General features: G+C 28.7%; 18 protein-coding genes and 2 pseudogenes. 17 read left to right on the top strand and 3 right to left on the bottom strand.

What is annotated here, in order from left to right; all coding sequences use genetic code 11:
* Together MR593_RS11540 and MR593_RS11535 are read left to right on the top strand one after the other, a co-directional pair.
* Positions 1 to 255, top strand: a pseudogene (locus MR593_RS11540) (ABC transporter ATP-binding protein); the annotation flags it as partial.
* Positions 248 to 2098: an ABC transporter ATP-binding protein gene (locus MR593_RS11535; RefSeq protein WP_331474846.1), complete on the top strand. Its 1851-nt coding sequence runs from the start codon at positions 248 to 250 to the stop codon at positions 2096 to 2098. The pseudogene MR593_RS11540 and the gene MR593_RS11535, both read left to right, overlap by 8 nt.
* 75 nt (positions 2099 to 2173) lie before the next feature.
* Here the strand turns inward: MR593_RS11535 and MR593_RS13540 are convergent, their stop codons facing one another.
* Together MR593_RS13540 and MR593_RS13535 are read right to left on the bottom strand one after the other, a co-directional pair.
* On the bottom strand, positions 2174 to 2515 hold the full coding sequence (locus MR593_RS13540) for a pentapeptide repeat-containing protein (RefSeq protein ID WP_331474845.1): 342 nt from the start codon (positions 2513 to 2515) through the stop codon (positions 2174 to 2176).
* Positions 2516 to 2585: 70 nt separating this feature from the next.
* The gene (locus MR593_RS13535) at positions 2586 to 2942 is read right to left on the bottom strand and encodes a hypothetical protein (RefSeq protein WP_331474844.1); all 357 of its coding nucleotides are present in this window, start codon (positions 2940 to 2942) and stop codon (positions 2586 to 2588) included.
* Between the two features lie 176 nt (positions 2943 to 3118).
* On the opposite strand from MR593_RS13535, the gene pnuC reads away from it, so the two are divergent.
* The 9 genes from pnuC (at position 3119) to MR593_RS11485 (ending at position 8350) form a co-directional block, all read left to right on the top strand.
* Positions 3119 to 3805, top strand: coding sequence for a nicotinamide riboside transporter PnuC (pnuC, locus tag MR593_RS11525; protein WP_290693010.1), 687 nt, complete (start codon positions 3119 to 3121; stop codon positions 3803 to 3805).
* Between the two features lie 26 nt (positions 3806 to 3831).
* On the top strand, positions 3832 to 4836 hold the full coding sequence (locus MR593_RS11520; RefSeq protein ID WP_290693008.1) for an AAA family ATPase: 1005 nt from the start codon (positions 3832 to 3834) through the stop codon (positions 4834 to 4836).
* Between the two features lie 7 nt (positions 4837 to 4843).
* Complete coding sequence (locus tag MR593_RS11515; RefSeq protein ID WP_290693006.1) at positions 4844 to 5287, top strand: YaiI/YqxD family protein; 444 nt, start codon at positions 4844 to 4846, stop codon at positions 5285 to 5287.
* A gap of 125 nt (positions 5288 to 5412) precedes the next feature.
* A complete protein-coding gene (locus MR593_RS11510) occupies positions 5413 to 6048 on the top strand; it encodes an HAD family hydrolase (protein ID WP_290693003.1) in 636 nt (211 codons plus the stop codon).
* Positions 6049 to 6291: 243 nt separating this feature from the next.
* Entirely contained in the window at positions 6292 to 6921 is a 630-nt protein-coding gene (locus MR593_RS11505; RefSeq protein ID WP_290693002.1) for a ribosomal protein L7/L12, read from the top strand.
* A gap of 163 nt (positions 6922 to 7084) precedes the next feature.
* A complete protein-coding gene (locus tag MR593_RS11500) occupies positions 7085 to 7522 on the top strand; it encodes a transposase zinc-binding domain-containing protein (RefSeq protein ID WP_290693000.1) in 438 nt (145 codons plus the stop codon).
* A complete protein-coding gene (locus MR593_RS11495; protein ID WP_290692998.1) occupies positions 7488 to 7826 on the top strand; it encodes a transposase in 339 nt (112 codons plus the stop codon). The genes MR593_RS11500 and MR593_RS11495 overlap by 35 nt, the downstream gene beginning before the upstream one ends.
* Positions 7827 to 7831: 5 nt before the next feature.
* Positions 7832 to 7996, top strand: a complete 165-nt coding sequence (locus tag MR593_RS11490; protein WP_290692996.1) for a hypothetical protein — start codon at positions 7832 to 7834, stop codon at positions 7994 to 7996.
* Positions 7997 to 8077: 81 nt separating this feature from the next.
* On the top strand, positions 8078 to 8350 hold the full coding sequence (locus MR593_RS11485) for a hypothetical protein (protein WP_290692994.1): 273 nt from the start codon (positions 8078 to 8080) through the stop codon (positions 8348 to 8350).
* Between the two features lie 122 nt (positions 8351 to 8472).
* On the opposite strand, the gene MR593_RS11480 is transcribed toward MR593_RS11485, so the two are convergent.
* Complete coding sequence (locus MR593_RS11480; protein ID WP_290692992.1) at positions 8473 to 9582, bottom strand: DEAD/DEAH box helicase; 1110 nt, start codon at positions 9580 to 9582, stop codon at positions 8473 to 8475.
* Between the two features lie 416 nt (positions 9583 to 9998).
* Here MR593_RS11480 and MR593_RS11475 point away from each other — a divergent pair, with 416 nt between their 5' ends.
* The 6 genes and pseudogenes from MR593_RS11475 to MR593_RS11450 all read left to right on the top strand — a co-directional run.
* Entirely contained in the window at positions 9999 to 10637 is a 639-nt protein-coding gene (locus MR593_RS11475; RefSeq protein WP_290692990.1) for a YitT family protein, read from the top strand.
* Between the two features lie 150 nt (positions 10638 to 10787).
* Positions 10788 to 11099 carry a helix-turn-helix domain-containing protein gene (locus MR593_RS11470; protein WP_290692988.1) on the top strand — a complete coding sequence of 104 codons (312 nt, stop codon included), beginning with the start codon at positions 10788 to 10790 and terminating at the stop codon, positions 11097 to 11099.
* Between the two features lie 72 nt (positions 11100 to 11171).
* Positions 11172 to 11858 carry a CPBP family glutamic-type intramembrane protease gene (locus MR593_RS11465; RefSeq protein ID WP_290692986.1) on the top strand — a complete coding sequence of 229 codons (687 nt, stop codon included), beginning with the start codon at positions 11172 to 11174 and terminating at the stop codon, positions 11856 to 11858.
* A gap of 636 nt (positions 11859 to 12494) precedes the next feature.
* On the top strand, positions 12495 to 13607 hold the full coding sequence (locus MR593_RS11460; RefSeq protein ID WP_331474843.1) for a chorismate mutase: 1113 nt from the start codon (positions 12495 to 12497) through the stop codon (positions 13605 to 13607).
* 79 nt (positions 13608 to 13686) lie between these two features.
* The gene (gene aroF / locus MR593_RS11455; protein WP_290692981.1) at positions 13687 to 14706 is read left to right on the top strand and encodes a 3-deoxy-7-phosphoheptulonate synthase; all 1020 of its coding nucleotides are present in this window, start codon (positions 13687 to 13689) and stop codon (positions 14704 to 14706) included.
* 100 nt (positions 14707 to 14806) lie between these two features.
* Positions 14807 to 15006: pseudogene (locus MR593_RS11450) on the top strand (3-deoxy-7-phosphoheptulonate synthase); the annotation flags it as partial.

Raw genomic sequence — 15006 nt, 5'->3', positions numbered from 1 at the left:
GACGACAGTTTCTCTGCACTTGACTTCAAAACAGATGCAAATCTTCGTAAGGCTTTAAAGCAAGAGACAGGAGATGCGACTGTTTTAATTGTAGCTCAAAGAATAAGTACTATACTTCATGCTGAACAAATTGTAGTTCTTGATGAAGGTAAGGTTGTTGGAATAGGAAACCATAGAGAACTTCTAAAAAATTGTGAAGTATACAAAGAAATTGCTTTATCACAACTTTCAAAGGAGGAACTAGAAAATGAGTAATCAAAATATGCCAGGACCAAGACGAAGAGGACGTCGAGGCAAAATGATGCCACCTGAAAAAGCAAAAGATTTCAAAGGTACTATGAAGAAGCTAATGGCTTATATGGGTAAATATATTTACGCTATAATAGCAGTATTTATATTTGCTGTAGGAAGTGTTGCGTTTTCAGTAATAGGACCTAAGGTTTTAGGAAAAGCTACAACAGAAATATTCAACGGTTTAGTTGGAAAAATTTCTGGTGGCGATGGAATAAATTTTGACAAGATAAAAATGATTTTGCTATTTTTAGTAGCGTTATATGTTGTAAGTGCTTTACTTTCTTTTGTGCAAAGCTTTATAATGAGTGGTATATCACAAAAGGTAGCTTACAACCTAAGAGATGAGCTTTGTAAAAAAATAAATAGATTACCTATGAGTTATTTTGATAAAACTACTAACGGAGAAGTATTATCTAGATTTACAAACGATATAGATACTTTGGCACAAACTTTAAACCAAAGTTTGACTCAATTGGTAACTGCTATAACTACTTTAATTGGAGTTTTGTTTATGATGATTTCAATAAGTGGTATGATGACATTTTCAGCACTTGTAGTAATACCACTTGGAATGTTAGTTATATCAAAAATAATAAAAAGATCACAAAAATTCTTCGCTCAACAACAAGAATACCTAGGAAATGTAAATGGTCAAGTTGAAGAATTATATGGAGGTCATTTAGTTGTTCAAGCCTTCAATGGAGAAGCAGATGCCATTGAAAAGTTCAATGAAACCAACGAAAAATTATATGAATCAGCTTGGAAATCACAGTTTTTATCAGGTTTGATGCACCCGCTTATGAACTTTGTAGGTAACTTAGGATATGTTTTGATATCTATATTAGGTGGATTTTTAGTAATTAAAAATGCTATAGAAGTTGGTGATATACAATCTTTTATACAATATGTCAGACAATTTAACCAACCTCTAAACCAAATTGCCCAAATATCAAACCAATTACAATCTACAGCAGCCGCTGCTGAGAGAGTATTTGAGTTCTTAGAACAAGAGGAAGAGCCTATTACTGAAAGTGAATCTATAAAGAGTAACGAAGCTCATGGAGAGGTAGTATTTAACCATGTAAAATTTGGTTACGACGAAGGTAAAACAATAATAAAGGACTTCACTGCAAAGGTTAAGCCAGGTCAAAAAATCGCCATAGTAGGACCGACAGGAGCCGGTAAAACTACTATAATTAAGCTACTTATGAGATTTTACGATGTAGATAGCGGTGAAATCTTAGTAGACGGAAAAAATATCAAAGACTATAATAGACAAGAGCTTAGAACTCGTTTTGGAATGGTTCTTCAAGATACATGGTTATTTAATGGTAGTATCAAGGAAAATATAAAATACGGTAAGTTAGATGCCACTGACGAAGAAGTAAAACAAGCGGCAAAAGCAGCCCATGTAGATCACTTTATAAAGACTTTACCATCTGGTTACAATATGGTATTAAACGAAGAAGCAAGCAATGTTTCACAAGGTCAAAAGCAATTACTTACAATAGCTCGTGCGATACTTGCAGACCCTGAAATATTAATACTAGACGAAGCTACAAGTTCTGTAGATACAAGAACTGAAATCTTAATTCAAAAGGCCATGGATAACCTAATGAAGGGCAGAACAAGCTTCATAATAGCACATAGATTGTCTACTATAAAAAATGCCGACTTGATATTAGTCCTAGATGAAGGGGATATAATAGAACAAGGAACACATGAAGAGCTATTAGCTCAAAATGGATTCTATACTAATCTATATAACTCTCAATTTGAAGACGAAGATGACGAAGCTGTTTAGAATATAAATAACAAATAACCATACCTTATAACTAAAATTATCTGAGATAATAAGGTATGGTTATTTTTATAGCGATTATTTTTCCAAATAAGATGGCATGCTCAATGATTTTGGGAGCTTTGTCCTAGAATTACCTCTAGCTGTATTAACTTGAGATTGAGTTAAAAACATTGAATCCTCAAGATTTGCTCTTCTAATGTCTGCATCCCTTAAGTCTGCACCTATTAAGTTAGCTCCTTTTAGGTTGGTATCCTGCATATTAGATGCTATAAGTAATGCTCCTGCGAAATTAGCCCCAATTAAATTTGCATTTGTCAGATCTCTCCCTATAAAATCATACCCTTCTTTTAAAGCTTTTTTATTTTTCGAATTTTTTATTTTTTCATCGGATACCTTCTTTTTTACAAATTCGTTCACTTGCTTTAAAATATGATTAACTTTAATTCTATGTTTATCAATATCTATATTTATAATTGATTGTTCGTTACTAGAGCATTTCATGTAGCTGTCTAATTATTAAAAATACATCAAACATTTTATTTGCTATCTCAGATGATTTTATCCAATCTTGCCCCTTAAATATTACTTGTGATACTTTTTGATCAGCTCCAAAACAATCGTATGACATACAACCTTTTAAACCTTTTTTTCTAAGGTCCTTGTGTATAGAACATTTAAAATCTGGTTGTAGGTTTATACATGGTTTTCCTGCTATTTTATCTTGAGGGAATCCATCTGATTTTGAAAAAAATAAAGCAACACAACAAAGTCTAAAACACTTTTCACAATCGATTTTTAATTTTGAAATATTTTTGTTATCTATTTCACTGACCCGTAATTTCATAACCTTTCTCCTATTGTCTAAATTTATATAGTATTTTAATTATACACCACGTTACAAGTAATTAATTTTTAAAAATATTTAAAATAAAAAAATGACTTTAATTAAAGAATAAACTATTATTTAATTAATAAACTTAGTAACAAAAAAGAACTAAGAATATAAAAGGGGGAAGAATTATGAACAAATTAAAAGAAGTATTAAGAAAAGAATTTATTGGATGGAAGAAATGGGAGATACTTTGGATTGTAATTGCCACAGCAGTAGTTTTAGGTGTTTCTATTTATTGGCAGGATACAGCTATTGGTATTTTTGCAGCGCTTACAGGAATCTGGTGTGTTATTTTAACTGGTAAGGGAAAACTTTCAAGCTTCTGGTTTGGCACAATTAATACAGTTTTATATGCGATTGTGGCATGGAAAGCGAGATACTGGGGAGAAGTAATGTTGAACCTTATCTATTATGTTCCTATGAACTTTGTTGGTATGTATATGTGGTCTAAGAACATAAACGAAGAAACAGAAGAAGTTATAAAGAAGAGGCTTTCATTTAAGGGTAGTATTATTGCTTATTTTTGTGTAGCAGCTGGAACAGTAGGATATGGATTTATTCTTAGACTTATTGATGGAACATTACCTTTTGTTGATGCAATGAGTACTGTTTTTTCGATTTTTGCTCAGATTCTTTGTGTAAAGAGATATATGGAACAGTGGGTACTTTGGGTAATTGTAGACGTTGTGACAGTTATTATGTGGGTTTATGCATTTATTAATGGCACAGGTGATATGGCAACAGTATTAATGTGGTCAGTTTATTTAGTCAATGCAATTATTATGCTTGTAAAGTGGAATAAAGATACAAAATAAAATTAGTTTTTATGTGAGGTGATAAAATGTATAAAGTAGGAATGTATGGTGGATCTTTTAATCCTATGCACAAGGGACATCTTAAGTGTATTATTAAGGCAGCATGTATGTGTGAAAAGCTTTATGTGGTTTTAAGTATAGGGATGAAAAGAGACGAGGTGGATTATAAAGTTCGTTATAGATGGTTATATCAAGCAACTAAGCACATTGGTAATGTAAAAATCCTTACAATTAGTGATAGTTGTGCGACAAAAAATGATTACACTCTTGAGGCATCAAAGTCTGATTCAGAATATATAAAAAAACAGATTGGAGAGCCTATAGATATTGTGTTCTGTGGTTCAGATTATGATGAGAACAGCTTTTGGAATGTTAATTACCCAGACAGCGAATTTTATGTATTTGAGAGAGATGAAATTAACTCTACAGAGATTAGAAAAGACGTTTATGGGCATTGGGACTGGTTGCCGAACTTTGTAAGACCTTATTATGTGAAGAAAGTTCTTATAATTGGGGTGGAGAGTTCGGGAAAATCAGTGATGACAGTAAATCTTGCTAATTACTTTAATACAAATTTTATAGAGGAAGCTGGCAGAGAGTTGTCAGAGAAATCTGGAACAGATACAATGATGTTGAATGAGGATTTTACTGAAATTCTTCTTGTACAAAAACTCAATGAAATAAAGGCAATTGAGCATAGTAACAAGGTTCTTTTTTGTGATACAGATTGTCTTATTACCCAATTTTTTTTAAAATTCCTTGAGGGCGATAAATTAAATATTAAGCTATCTGATGCAATTGATGCGATAAATAGATATGATTTGATTTTATTCCTTGCTCCTGATGTAAAGTGGGTACAAGATGGAGATCGTAGCGAGGAGATTAGGGATAATCGTGAGAAGTACCGTGATATGATAGCTGACATTTACAAATCACATGGAAAGAAATTTGAATACATAGAGGGAGATTACCTTACAAAATTTAATAAGTGCGTCGAACTTGTAAATAATATAATAATGAAAAGAGAGTGATTAAATTATGAGAATATTAATAGATGCAGATGGATGTCCTGTAATAAAGGAGAGCATAAAAATTGCAAAAAAATTTGCCTTAGAGGCGGTAATATTTTGTGATACTTCACATTATTTCGATGAAGAAAATGTGAGGACAGTTTTTATATCTAAAGGTGTTGATGCAGTCGATTTTGCTATTTTGAATAATTTAGATACAGAAGATATAGTAGTAACTCAGGATTATGGGCTGGCTTCACTAGTATTGAGTAAAAATTCATATGCGATAAATCAAAATGGGATGATTTATACAAAGGAAAATATAGATGAGCTATTGTACTCTAGATATATATCTAAAAAGATGAGAGATAGTGGTGCTAGATTAAAAGGACCTAAAAAACGAGAAAAATCACAAAACTATATTTTTGAGGAAAATCTTAAAAAATTAATATTGGAAAAAATTAAAAAATAATTCAAAGGGATATCGTTTTCAAATTAAAATATACTTGAAACTGTTTTATATTTGTTGATAATATTAATATAATGTGTGTTGATAATTATTATTTAAATTAAGAAATAAAAATGGGAGAAATTGAGATGACAAAGAAATTTGAAAATGTGGATAGTATAATATTTGATTTAGATGGAACTTTATGGGATTCAAGAAAAGAAGTAGCAGGAGCTTGGAGTGAGGTAATGAGCAAGTATAATTACAACAGAAAAAGCATAACATTCCAAGAAATAAGTGATTTAATGGGAAAAACTATAGATGAAATAGAAGATATACTATTTCCTGAGCTGCCTAAAGAAAAGAGAACAGCAATACTATATCAATGTGGAGAAAATGAAATAGGGTATTTGTCTAAGCATGGAGCTAAATTATTTGATAACTTAGAGGATACACTTGACGAGCTTTCTAAAAAATACAAATTATTTATAGTAAGTAACTGTCAGCCAGGGTATATAGAGGCGTTTTTAGATTATTACGATTTAAATAAATATTTTGTAGATCACGAATGTCCAAAGAATGCACAAACAGTTAAATCTGACAATATAAAATTGATAGTAGAGAGAAATGATTTAAAAAATCCAGTCTATGTAGGAGATACTCAAGGAGATGCAAATGCTACAAAGGATGCAGGGCTTGAATTTGTATTTGCTAGCTATGGATTTGGAAATGTAGAAGAATATCAATATAAGATTGAAAAAATAGAAGATTTATTAGATTTATAGAATATAGCAAAGATTATATACACAAGTTACAAAAGTTAGTACGTTGTAACTTGTGTATATTTTTTTAAAAATAATGCTTGACTTTTATTTAAAATGGGACTACTATTTAATTAATAAAACTTAGTAACTTAATAATACTAAGTTAAAATTAAATAAAATATAATAAAAATAATATTTTTTTATTTATACTTAGTAACTAAAATATACAAAGTATTAAATATTATTTAAGGCAGGAGGGATATTATGAATTACAAAGTAATACTTACAGATGTAGGAGTAAATAAAATACATGCAATAAAAAATATACGCCAGATAGGTAATTTATCATTAAAAGAAGCTAAAGAAATAGCCGATAATCTAAATACAGTGATTAAAGAAGGTATAACTTTAGATGAGGCAAAATCTATTTCAGAAACATTTGAGGCTATTGGAGCAAAAGTAAAAATAATAGGGTATGTAAGTCAGGTATCAGATAGCTATGTAAATGATATACCGATTGATAGTGATATGAATACTTATAAATTAGTATTAAAAATTATAGGAGCTAATAAAGTAAAAGTTGTCAGGGAAATACGTCAATTAACTGGTTTAACATTGAAGGAGACTGTAGATATGATAGATAGTCTACCGAGTGAAATAAAAAGTAATTTAACTTATAATGAAGCTATAAAGATTGCTAGAAGATTCGAAGAAGTAGGGGCAAGTGTAAAGGTAGAAAAAGAAAGTGCATTTGAAAGCTACAACAATAGTAGAGAATGTGAATTTGATGAAGAGTCCTTAGATACAGCAATAAATATGATTAATAATGAAGTAGAAAATATACAAGATAAAAAAGGCTTATTTTTATTTATTAAAAATTTATTTATAGATTAGATTATGTTAAAAATACAAAATTAAAAAATCTGTAGTAATAATGAGGTATAAGCTAATTTATGAATGCTTATACCTCATTAAATCTATAATAAAAAATTTTTTTATTATTTACAAGGAATTTATAACAATTTGAAATTGTGGATAAGCTGTGTATAATAGTAATATGAACAACTGTAGAAGATATGAAAAAAGAAAAATAATAAATACAATTTTAGAGGATCATTTTGAAGAATTTAAAACATCACAATTAGAAAGATTAAAAAATAAAGAAATGCGTGAGCATATAACTGAAGTTGTAGAAAAATCATTAACTTGTGGCAAAATAGAATATGGCTATGTAAAATATAGATGTTTAATTTGCAATGAAGAATATATTCATGGATTTTCATGTAAAAGTAAGTTCTGCACTAAATGTGGAAGAATGTATTCAATTAATTGGGCAGAAAAACAAGCAAGTAATATGTTAAAAGTAAAACACAGACATGCTGTATTTACAATACCAGAAGAATTAAGGAATTATTTCTATAAAAAGCGTGAGCTATTAAAAGATTTACAAGATGCAGTTTATGGAGTTATATCATATTTTTACCAAATGGTTTAAAAAAATAGATCATATTCCATATAATTATTTAAAAAAATCATGGCAAAAATTAGTATTAGATATAATAAAGGATAACTTTAAAGATAATCAAACAAAGAAACTAATAAATAAATTATATAAAAGTCATGAAAATGGATTTTATGTAAATGCACAAAGAGATTTAGTTGATATAAAACAAGCAGCTAAATATATAGGGAGATATTTGGCTAGACCAGCTATCGCTGAATATAGAATAATAAAATATGATGGTAAATATGTGACATTTTGGTATGAAAATAAAAAGCCTAAAAATTTGATGAGCTAGATGAAATGAGTAAAAGGCAGAAATTATATAATTATGAGTGTAAAGCTTGTGGATTTGAAAAAGGATTACCAGAGTTTCTTATTGAAGAATTTAGACAAGATGCTATATTTAGTTTTAAAGCGATAGCTTCGCTAGAGGATGATATAATGCCAGTTTTAATGGGTTTTTAGAATAAAATAAATGAGGAAACAATAATTATGTATAATGAAGAGCAAAATAGAAAAGCATTGGATTAATAAGGAGAAAGAATTATGGATAATACAATAGATGTATCAGATTTTGAAAATATTTATGAAACAAATCAATTCTGGATAGGGAGAATAGGAGGTGAAGAATATGAATCGTTTTATCTTATAGTTCAAGATCAAAGAGCAGTCTCTAATACAATTGCTATTGAGATAACTAAGAAGGATATGTTAAAAATTTTAGATTCTAATGGAGATTTAAAAGTTGTAGATGCTATTTCAAGAGATTTGAGTAACGGGTATTTGTATGTTACAAATCAAAAAAATATCTGTAAATAATTATAATTTGTAAAATGACACAAAAGTTGGTGCAATAAAAATTAAATTATAAAAAGATAGTAACTGTTGAAATTTCAACGATAGTTACTATCTTTTTTTATTAAAAATATAAAGATATTAATTTATAACTCAACTATTCTTCGTGGGATTTGGTATTTTATATCCTCCTCAATTTTTTCAAGTGTTTTGAAGTTCTTAGGATCCACAAACATACAAGTATACCCGTCTTTTCCGATTCTGCCTGTTCTACCGATTCTGTGGATATAATCTTCGCTAGTTTCTGGAATATCGTAGTTGTATATGTGGGTAATTCCAGTTATATCTAAGCCTCTAGAGGCTACATCAGTCGCTATTAAATACTGAAGGTCGGCTTTTCTGAAGGATTTAATTATTCTCTCGCGTTTATTTTGTGGGATATCGCTGTGAAGCTTTTGGCAGTTATAGCCTTTTATGGCTAAGGCTTCTTCTAATTGATCGACTCTTCTTTTAGTTCTGCAGAATATTATCGCCATAAATGGATTATCCTCGTCTAAGACCTTGCATAGAGCTTCTTGCTTATGTCTGTCAGTAGTTTCCACGACCTCTTGCTTGATTGATTCTAAAGTGATCTCCTTTGATTTTATAGTTATCTCAACTGGATCCTTTGTATATCTGTAAGCTAGTTTCTTAACTTGTGAATCGAGCGTTGCAGAGAAGCATAGAGTTTGGCGTTTTTTATTAGTTTCTTTTATGATTGCCTCGATTTCGTTTTTAAATCCCATAAGTATCATTTGGTCCGCTTCATCTAACACTAGGGTATTTAATTTACTAAGGTCGATAGATTTTCTATCTAAATGGTCTAAAAGTCGTCCAGGTGTAGCTATTACGAGCTGTATATTTCTTTTTAATTTATTTAGCTGTGATTTTATGTCTTTTCCACCGTATGCAGCTAATATGTTTATATTTTTGTCTTTGTTTAATTTTTCTGCCTCGTTGTATATTTGTATAGCTAGTTCTCTTGTAGGCGCTAGGATAAGACATTGTATATTTTGATTTTTAGGTGAAATATCGTCAAAAATAGGAACTAAGAAGGCTAAAGTCTTACCTGTACCTGTTTGAGATTGAGCCAAAATATCCTTTTTATTTTTTATAAGCGGGATACTCTCCTCTTGGATGGGTGTAGGAGATTTTATGCCGTTTCTTTTAAGTGTATCTATTAATTGATCGCTTATTTTTAAATCTTTAAAATTCATGATCGTACCTCTCTAAAATAATTTTTCATATCTTAACAATAATAACATAATAACTTGGGAAATTATATATATTATACCCATATAATGCGAAAAATTAGGATAGTATTTCTAAACTAATAAAAAATTAATATAAACTTGAATTTATAAATACTAAATTCGAAAAGTAGTTAATCTAAACTTTTCTATAAAACAATATAGCTGAAAATATTGAAAATACTAGATTTGAATTGTATACATAAAAAAACATATAAAAAATTAAAAAAACCTTGAAAAGAATAAAAAAATTTTGTATAATTTAAAGTTTACAAAAGTGAGGTATACAGATTGATTTTTATAATATATAATATAAATAAGATTAGAGGAGATGATGATATATTTAATTAATTTCCTCGTTGATAAGAAAGGTAGGTATTAAAATGAAAAAAAATAATGAAATTAATATGGAGAGTCGGCAGGTAGTAGAAAAGATAGGTTTTATATTATTGGGAACAATAATACTATCTTTTGGATTTTATAATTTTTATTACTTAAATCACATTACAGAGGGTGGAGTATTAGGTTTTTTACTATTGCTTAAAAATTTATTTGGAATCCATCCATCAATGGCTAGTATAATAATAGATTTTAGTTTATTGTTACTTGGTTACAAAACTTTTGGAAAGGAATTCTTTTTCTATTCATTATTTGCTTCTGCAGCATTTTCTTTAACATATGATATGTTTGAAAGTATAGGTCCATTATTACCTCAAATAAATAATGCTTTAGCAAATGCATTATTAGGTGGTATTTTTGTAGGAGTTGGATGCGGAATAATTGTAAATACAGGCTGTTCTTCAGGTGGAGATGATGCACTTGCTTTAGTTATTGCAAGAAAAACTTCTTTGAGTATGACAAAGGTATATATGTTAATGGACGGAATGATACTTTTATTATCTTTAAGTTACTTATCAGCAGACGCTATTTTCTATTCAATGATAGCATCTACTCTTAGTGGAAAAATAATCGACTTATTCCTAGCACATACAAAAGGTTCTTTACGATTTGTTACAACATAATGAAAAAAGTAATCCTAAAATCATAATTAAATGTAAAAAAAGGTTGAAATATCAACGAATTTAACGAATGAATTTATATGAAAATAACAAGGACTTTTAAAAGATATAAAGAAATAATAGTTTATAACCTAAAGAAAAGGAGTGTTTGTTATGGGATTATTTAAATCAAAAACAGATGAAAATTGGAAAATAAATTATATTAGAGAATTTAATGAAATGAGATCTGAATATGAAAAAAAATTATTATCTAAGCAAGCTGAAATAGATGATTTAAAAAAACAAATAGAAGAATTAAAAGCTTTTAGAGGAAATTTACGACCTAAAGAAAAACAAATAACAGACAGCGACATAGATTCTATAAAGGAGCTTAGAAACCAAGGTCTAAGTTATAGACAAATATCACAAAAGACTAGCTGGAGTAAGGCTACAATTTGTAGAGTATTAAATGGATTATATGATTAAGATTTTATTCATTCTCACTGTCATTATATGTTATAATTAATAGATAACATTATAAAGTGTGGGTGATTAAGTTTGAAAAAGTTAAATATAGGAATTAAAGATAAAGAGTTTTTATTAGATTGTTCTTTAATATTAGTTGTTTTGCAAATAGGCAGAATAATTATAAAAAATGTATTGTTAAGTGTACTTAATTTTACCGCTATAAATATAAATATAGCAAATATAATATCTATAATGATTGTAGGTATAAGTGTATTTCTTTTTTTAAGAGGAAGTAATTTATTTAATCCAGCTGGTTATAGACTGACAGAGTTATCTAATAAATACGACAATAAAAAAATAAGAATAATATTATTTTCAGTTACTTTATTGAGTTTAGCGATTACTGTTGTACTTAAAAGCGAGAAAGTATTTTATGGGGTTTTACTAATATGTCTATCAACATTAGTAATTCCTTTTTATGAAGAGATGTTGTTTAGACAGTATTTATGGAATTATATAAATGGTTTCTTGGAAAATGAAAAAGTAACATGGATTATAGTTTCAATATTATCGGTATTGTTTGTATTGGGATATTGGGATATTATAAGTCAAAACTTAACAGTCATCACTAGTGATAAGTTTGCAATCGATGTTGTATTTGCAAATATGGGAGTATCTGTAGTAACGTCAGCAATAGCGGGATTTATGAAGTATAAATACAAGGATATATATCTATGCTTATTTATACATATTATTATAAGTTGTATATTTTTTTAAAATTAAAAACAAAAGTCCTTTGAATAAAAGTTATATTCTGAGGGCTTTTTTGATTTGTAAAATAATTATAACTATAAAAAAAGTGAAATATTTAAAAAAATTTAAATTCTTTAAAAATTTATAAAGATTAGACTTTTTTTTTATAAAAAAAGAAATTTTAGGGAAAAAAAACAAAATTCCAAATAAATAAAAAGTATAAATGAAAAGCAATCGTTTTTAAGAGTACAAAAATAATTAATTTTATATATATAAAATTAATTTTGAGGTTGACAACTTTTTTTAATATAATAAAATTAAGGTATAAGCTAATAATGCGAATTATAATAATTTAGATGGAGGAAAACAATGAGAGGAACTAGAAAAGATTTTGCAAAAAAATTATATAGCTTTTTCTACTTTATGTTCTGGGGCTTTTATTTTAGCGCTGGCTATTTTTATTGCAAAAACATAAAAAATAAATCTTTTCTAAAGAGTCCGAGTTTGGCCTACATTTAAGTGTGAAAGCTAAAAAACGTGAAATTAGGTAAATAATACTTGTTTTATGAAAGAGGACTCTTCAGGAGTTCTCTTTTTTTAGTTGGTATAAGATATATTTAAAGAAAGGGTGATAGTATGGATCTTTTAGGAGACTATAGAATGGAGATTGACAAAATAGACGAGCAAATGACAAAATTATTGGAAAAAAGAATGAATATTTCAAAAGCTATTTCAGAATATAAAAAAGAACACGATATTCAAATATTTCATCCAGATAGAGAAAAACTTATAATAGAAAAAAACAAAGGGTACTTAGAGAATAAAGAGTATGGGGATTTAGTGGAAAGTTATTACGATAACTTAATGTACTTAAGTAGATTAGTACAACAGAAAGAAATATATCCACAAAATGAAATTTATACAAAGCCTTACAGAAGTGATAAAGAAGGATTAGTAGTAGGATATCAAGGTGTACCTGGATCATTCAGTAATGAAGCGATGTTAAAATATTTCAATAATATTAAAGAAAATAAAGCGTATGAAAAATTTGAAGATGTGTTTAAGGCCGTAGAAAGCGGAGAAATAGAATATGGAATACTTCCAATAGAAAATTCATCAACAGGTGGTATAGGAACAGTAGAGGATTTATTAAATCAATATAATTTATATATTGTCGGGGAAGAATGTATAAGAATAAATCAAAATTTAGTAGGAGTAAAAGGTGCGACAGTAGATGACATAAAGGATGTCTACTCACATCCACAAGGGTTTGAACAAAGTACAAAATTTTTCGACAAGCATAAAGATTATAATCTAATCCCTTACTCTAATACAGCAATTTCTGCTAAATTAGTATCAGACTTAAATGATAAAAGCAAAGCAGCTATAGCTTCTGAGAGAGCAGCAAAATTATATGATTTGAATATTATAAAAAAAGATGTAAACGACTTAAAAAATAATTATACGAGATTTATAGTTATAGGAAAAGATTTAGAGTGTGATGAAACTTGCGATAAGGTAAGTATATTATTTTCAATTGAGGACTCATGTGGGGGATTATATACTGTTATAAGAGATATTAAAGAATTTGGATTAAATATGTCTAAGATAGAATCTAGACCAAACAGAAATAACCCTTGGAACTATATATTCTTTGTAGATTTCGATGGAAATTTATTTGATGAAAATATAAAAAAAGCAATAAATACTATTGCAAGAAGCTCTAAATATTTTAAGCTTTTAGGTTGTTATAGAGATGTAAAATACAAATAAATTTTAAATAAAATAAATACAAAAAAGTGGATATATAAGCCATTAAAAAATAGAGATTATATTATGGAGGATATCAGTTATGATAATTGTATTAAAAGTAGGATATACAGAAGCAGAATTAAATGAAATATTGGAATTCTTACAAGTAAGAGGGTTAAAAGTAAATGTATCTCATGGAAAACAAATGTGTGTTATAGGTGTTATAGGGGATGTAACAATAATAGATCCAGATGAAATACTAGCTTACTCTTATGTAGAAAAAGTTATGAATGTATCAGAACCATACAAAAAAGCTAACAGATTATTCCATCCAGCTGATACAATAGTAGATGTAAATGGAAGCAAAGTAGGTGGAAAATATCTAGGAATAATGGCTGGTCCATGTTCAGTAGAAAGTGAAGAGCAAATAGTAGAAGTAGCAAAAGCAGTAAAAGCATCAGGGGCGAACTTCTTAAGAGGTGGAGCATTTAAACCAAGAACTTCACCATACAGCTTCCAAGGATTAGAGCTACAAGGGCTAGAATTATTAAAAATAGCAAAACAAGAAACAGGCCTTCCAATAGTAACAGAATTAATGTCTGCAGAATATTTAGATAGATTCGTAGAAGACGTAGATGTAATCCAAATAGGTGCGAGAAATATGCAAAACTTCGACCTATTAAAGGAAGTAGGTAAGACAAAAACTCCTGTACTATTAAAAAGAGGTATGAGTTCAACTATAGAAGAGTGGTTAATGAGTGCGGAATATATAATGGCTGGAGGTAACGAAAATGTTATACTTTGCGAAAGAGGTATAAGAACATTCGAAACTGCAACAAGAAATACATTAGATTTAAGTGCAGTACCAGTTATAAAAGAAAAATCACATTTACCAATAATAATAGATCCATCTCATGCAACAGGTAAACGTGATTTAGTAGAACCACTAGCAAAAGCAGCTATGGCAGTAGGAGCAGATGGACTTATGATAGAAGTACACAACAACCCAGCAAAAGCATTATGCGATGGAAAACAATCAATAAAACCAGACAAATTTGATGAAATAATGAAGGTTGTTAAGAAATACGCTGAGGTAGAAGGTAAAGAAATAACATTATAAAAATAAAGATTTTTTTAATTAGATTTTATTGTGAATTTAGGGTGAATAATTAATATTTAAATAATATAAAGCATTTTAAGAGGTCGTAGGAGGAAATATTATGATAGTTGTAATGAAAAACGGGTTTACACAAGAGGATATAAATGAAGTAGTAGAAGTTATACAAGATAAAGGAGCAGCTGTAGATAAAATAGATGGAACTTCAACATCAGTATTAGGGGTAGTTGGAGATACTGCTTATATAGATCCAGATGAATTATTGACATTTGCATGTGTAGAAAAAGTATTAAAGGTACAAGA

The organism is Intestinibacter sp. (assembly GCF_022780145.1).
In the GTDB taxonomy this organism is placed as follows: Bacteria; Bacillota; Clostridia; order Peptostreptococcales; family Peptostreptococcaceae; genus Intestinibacter.
This window is presented reverse-complemented; position numbering and strand designations above follow the sequence as displayed.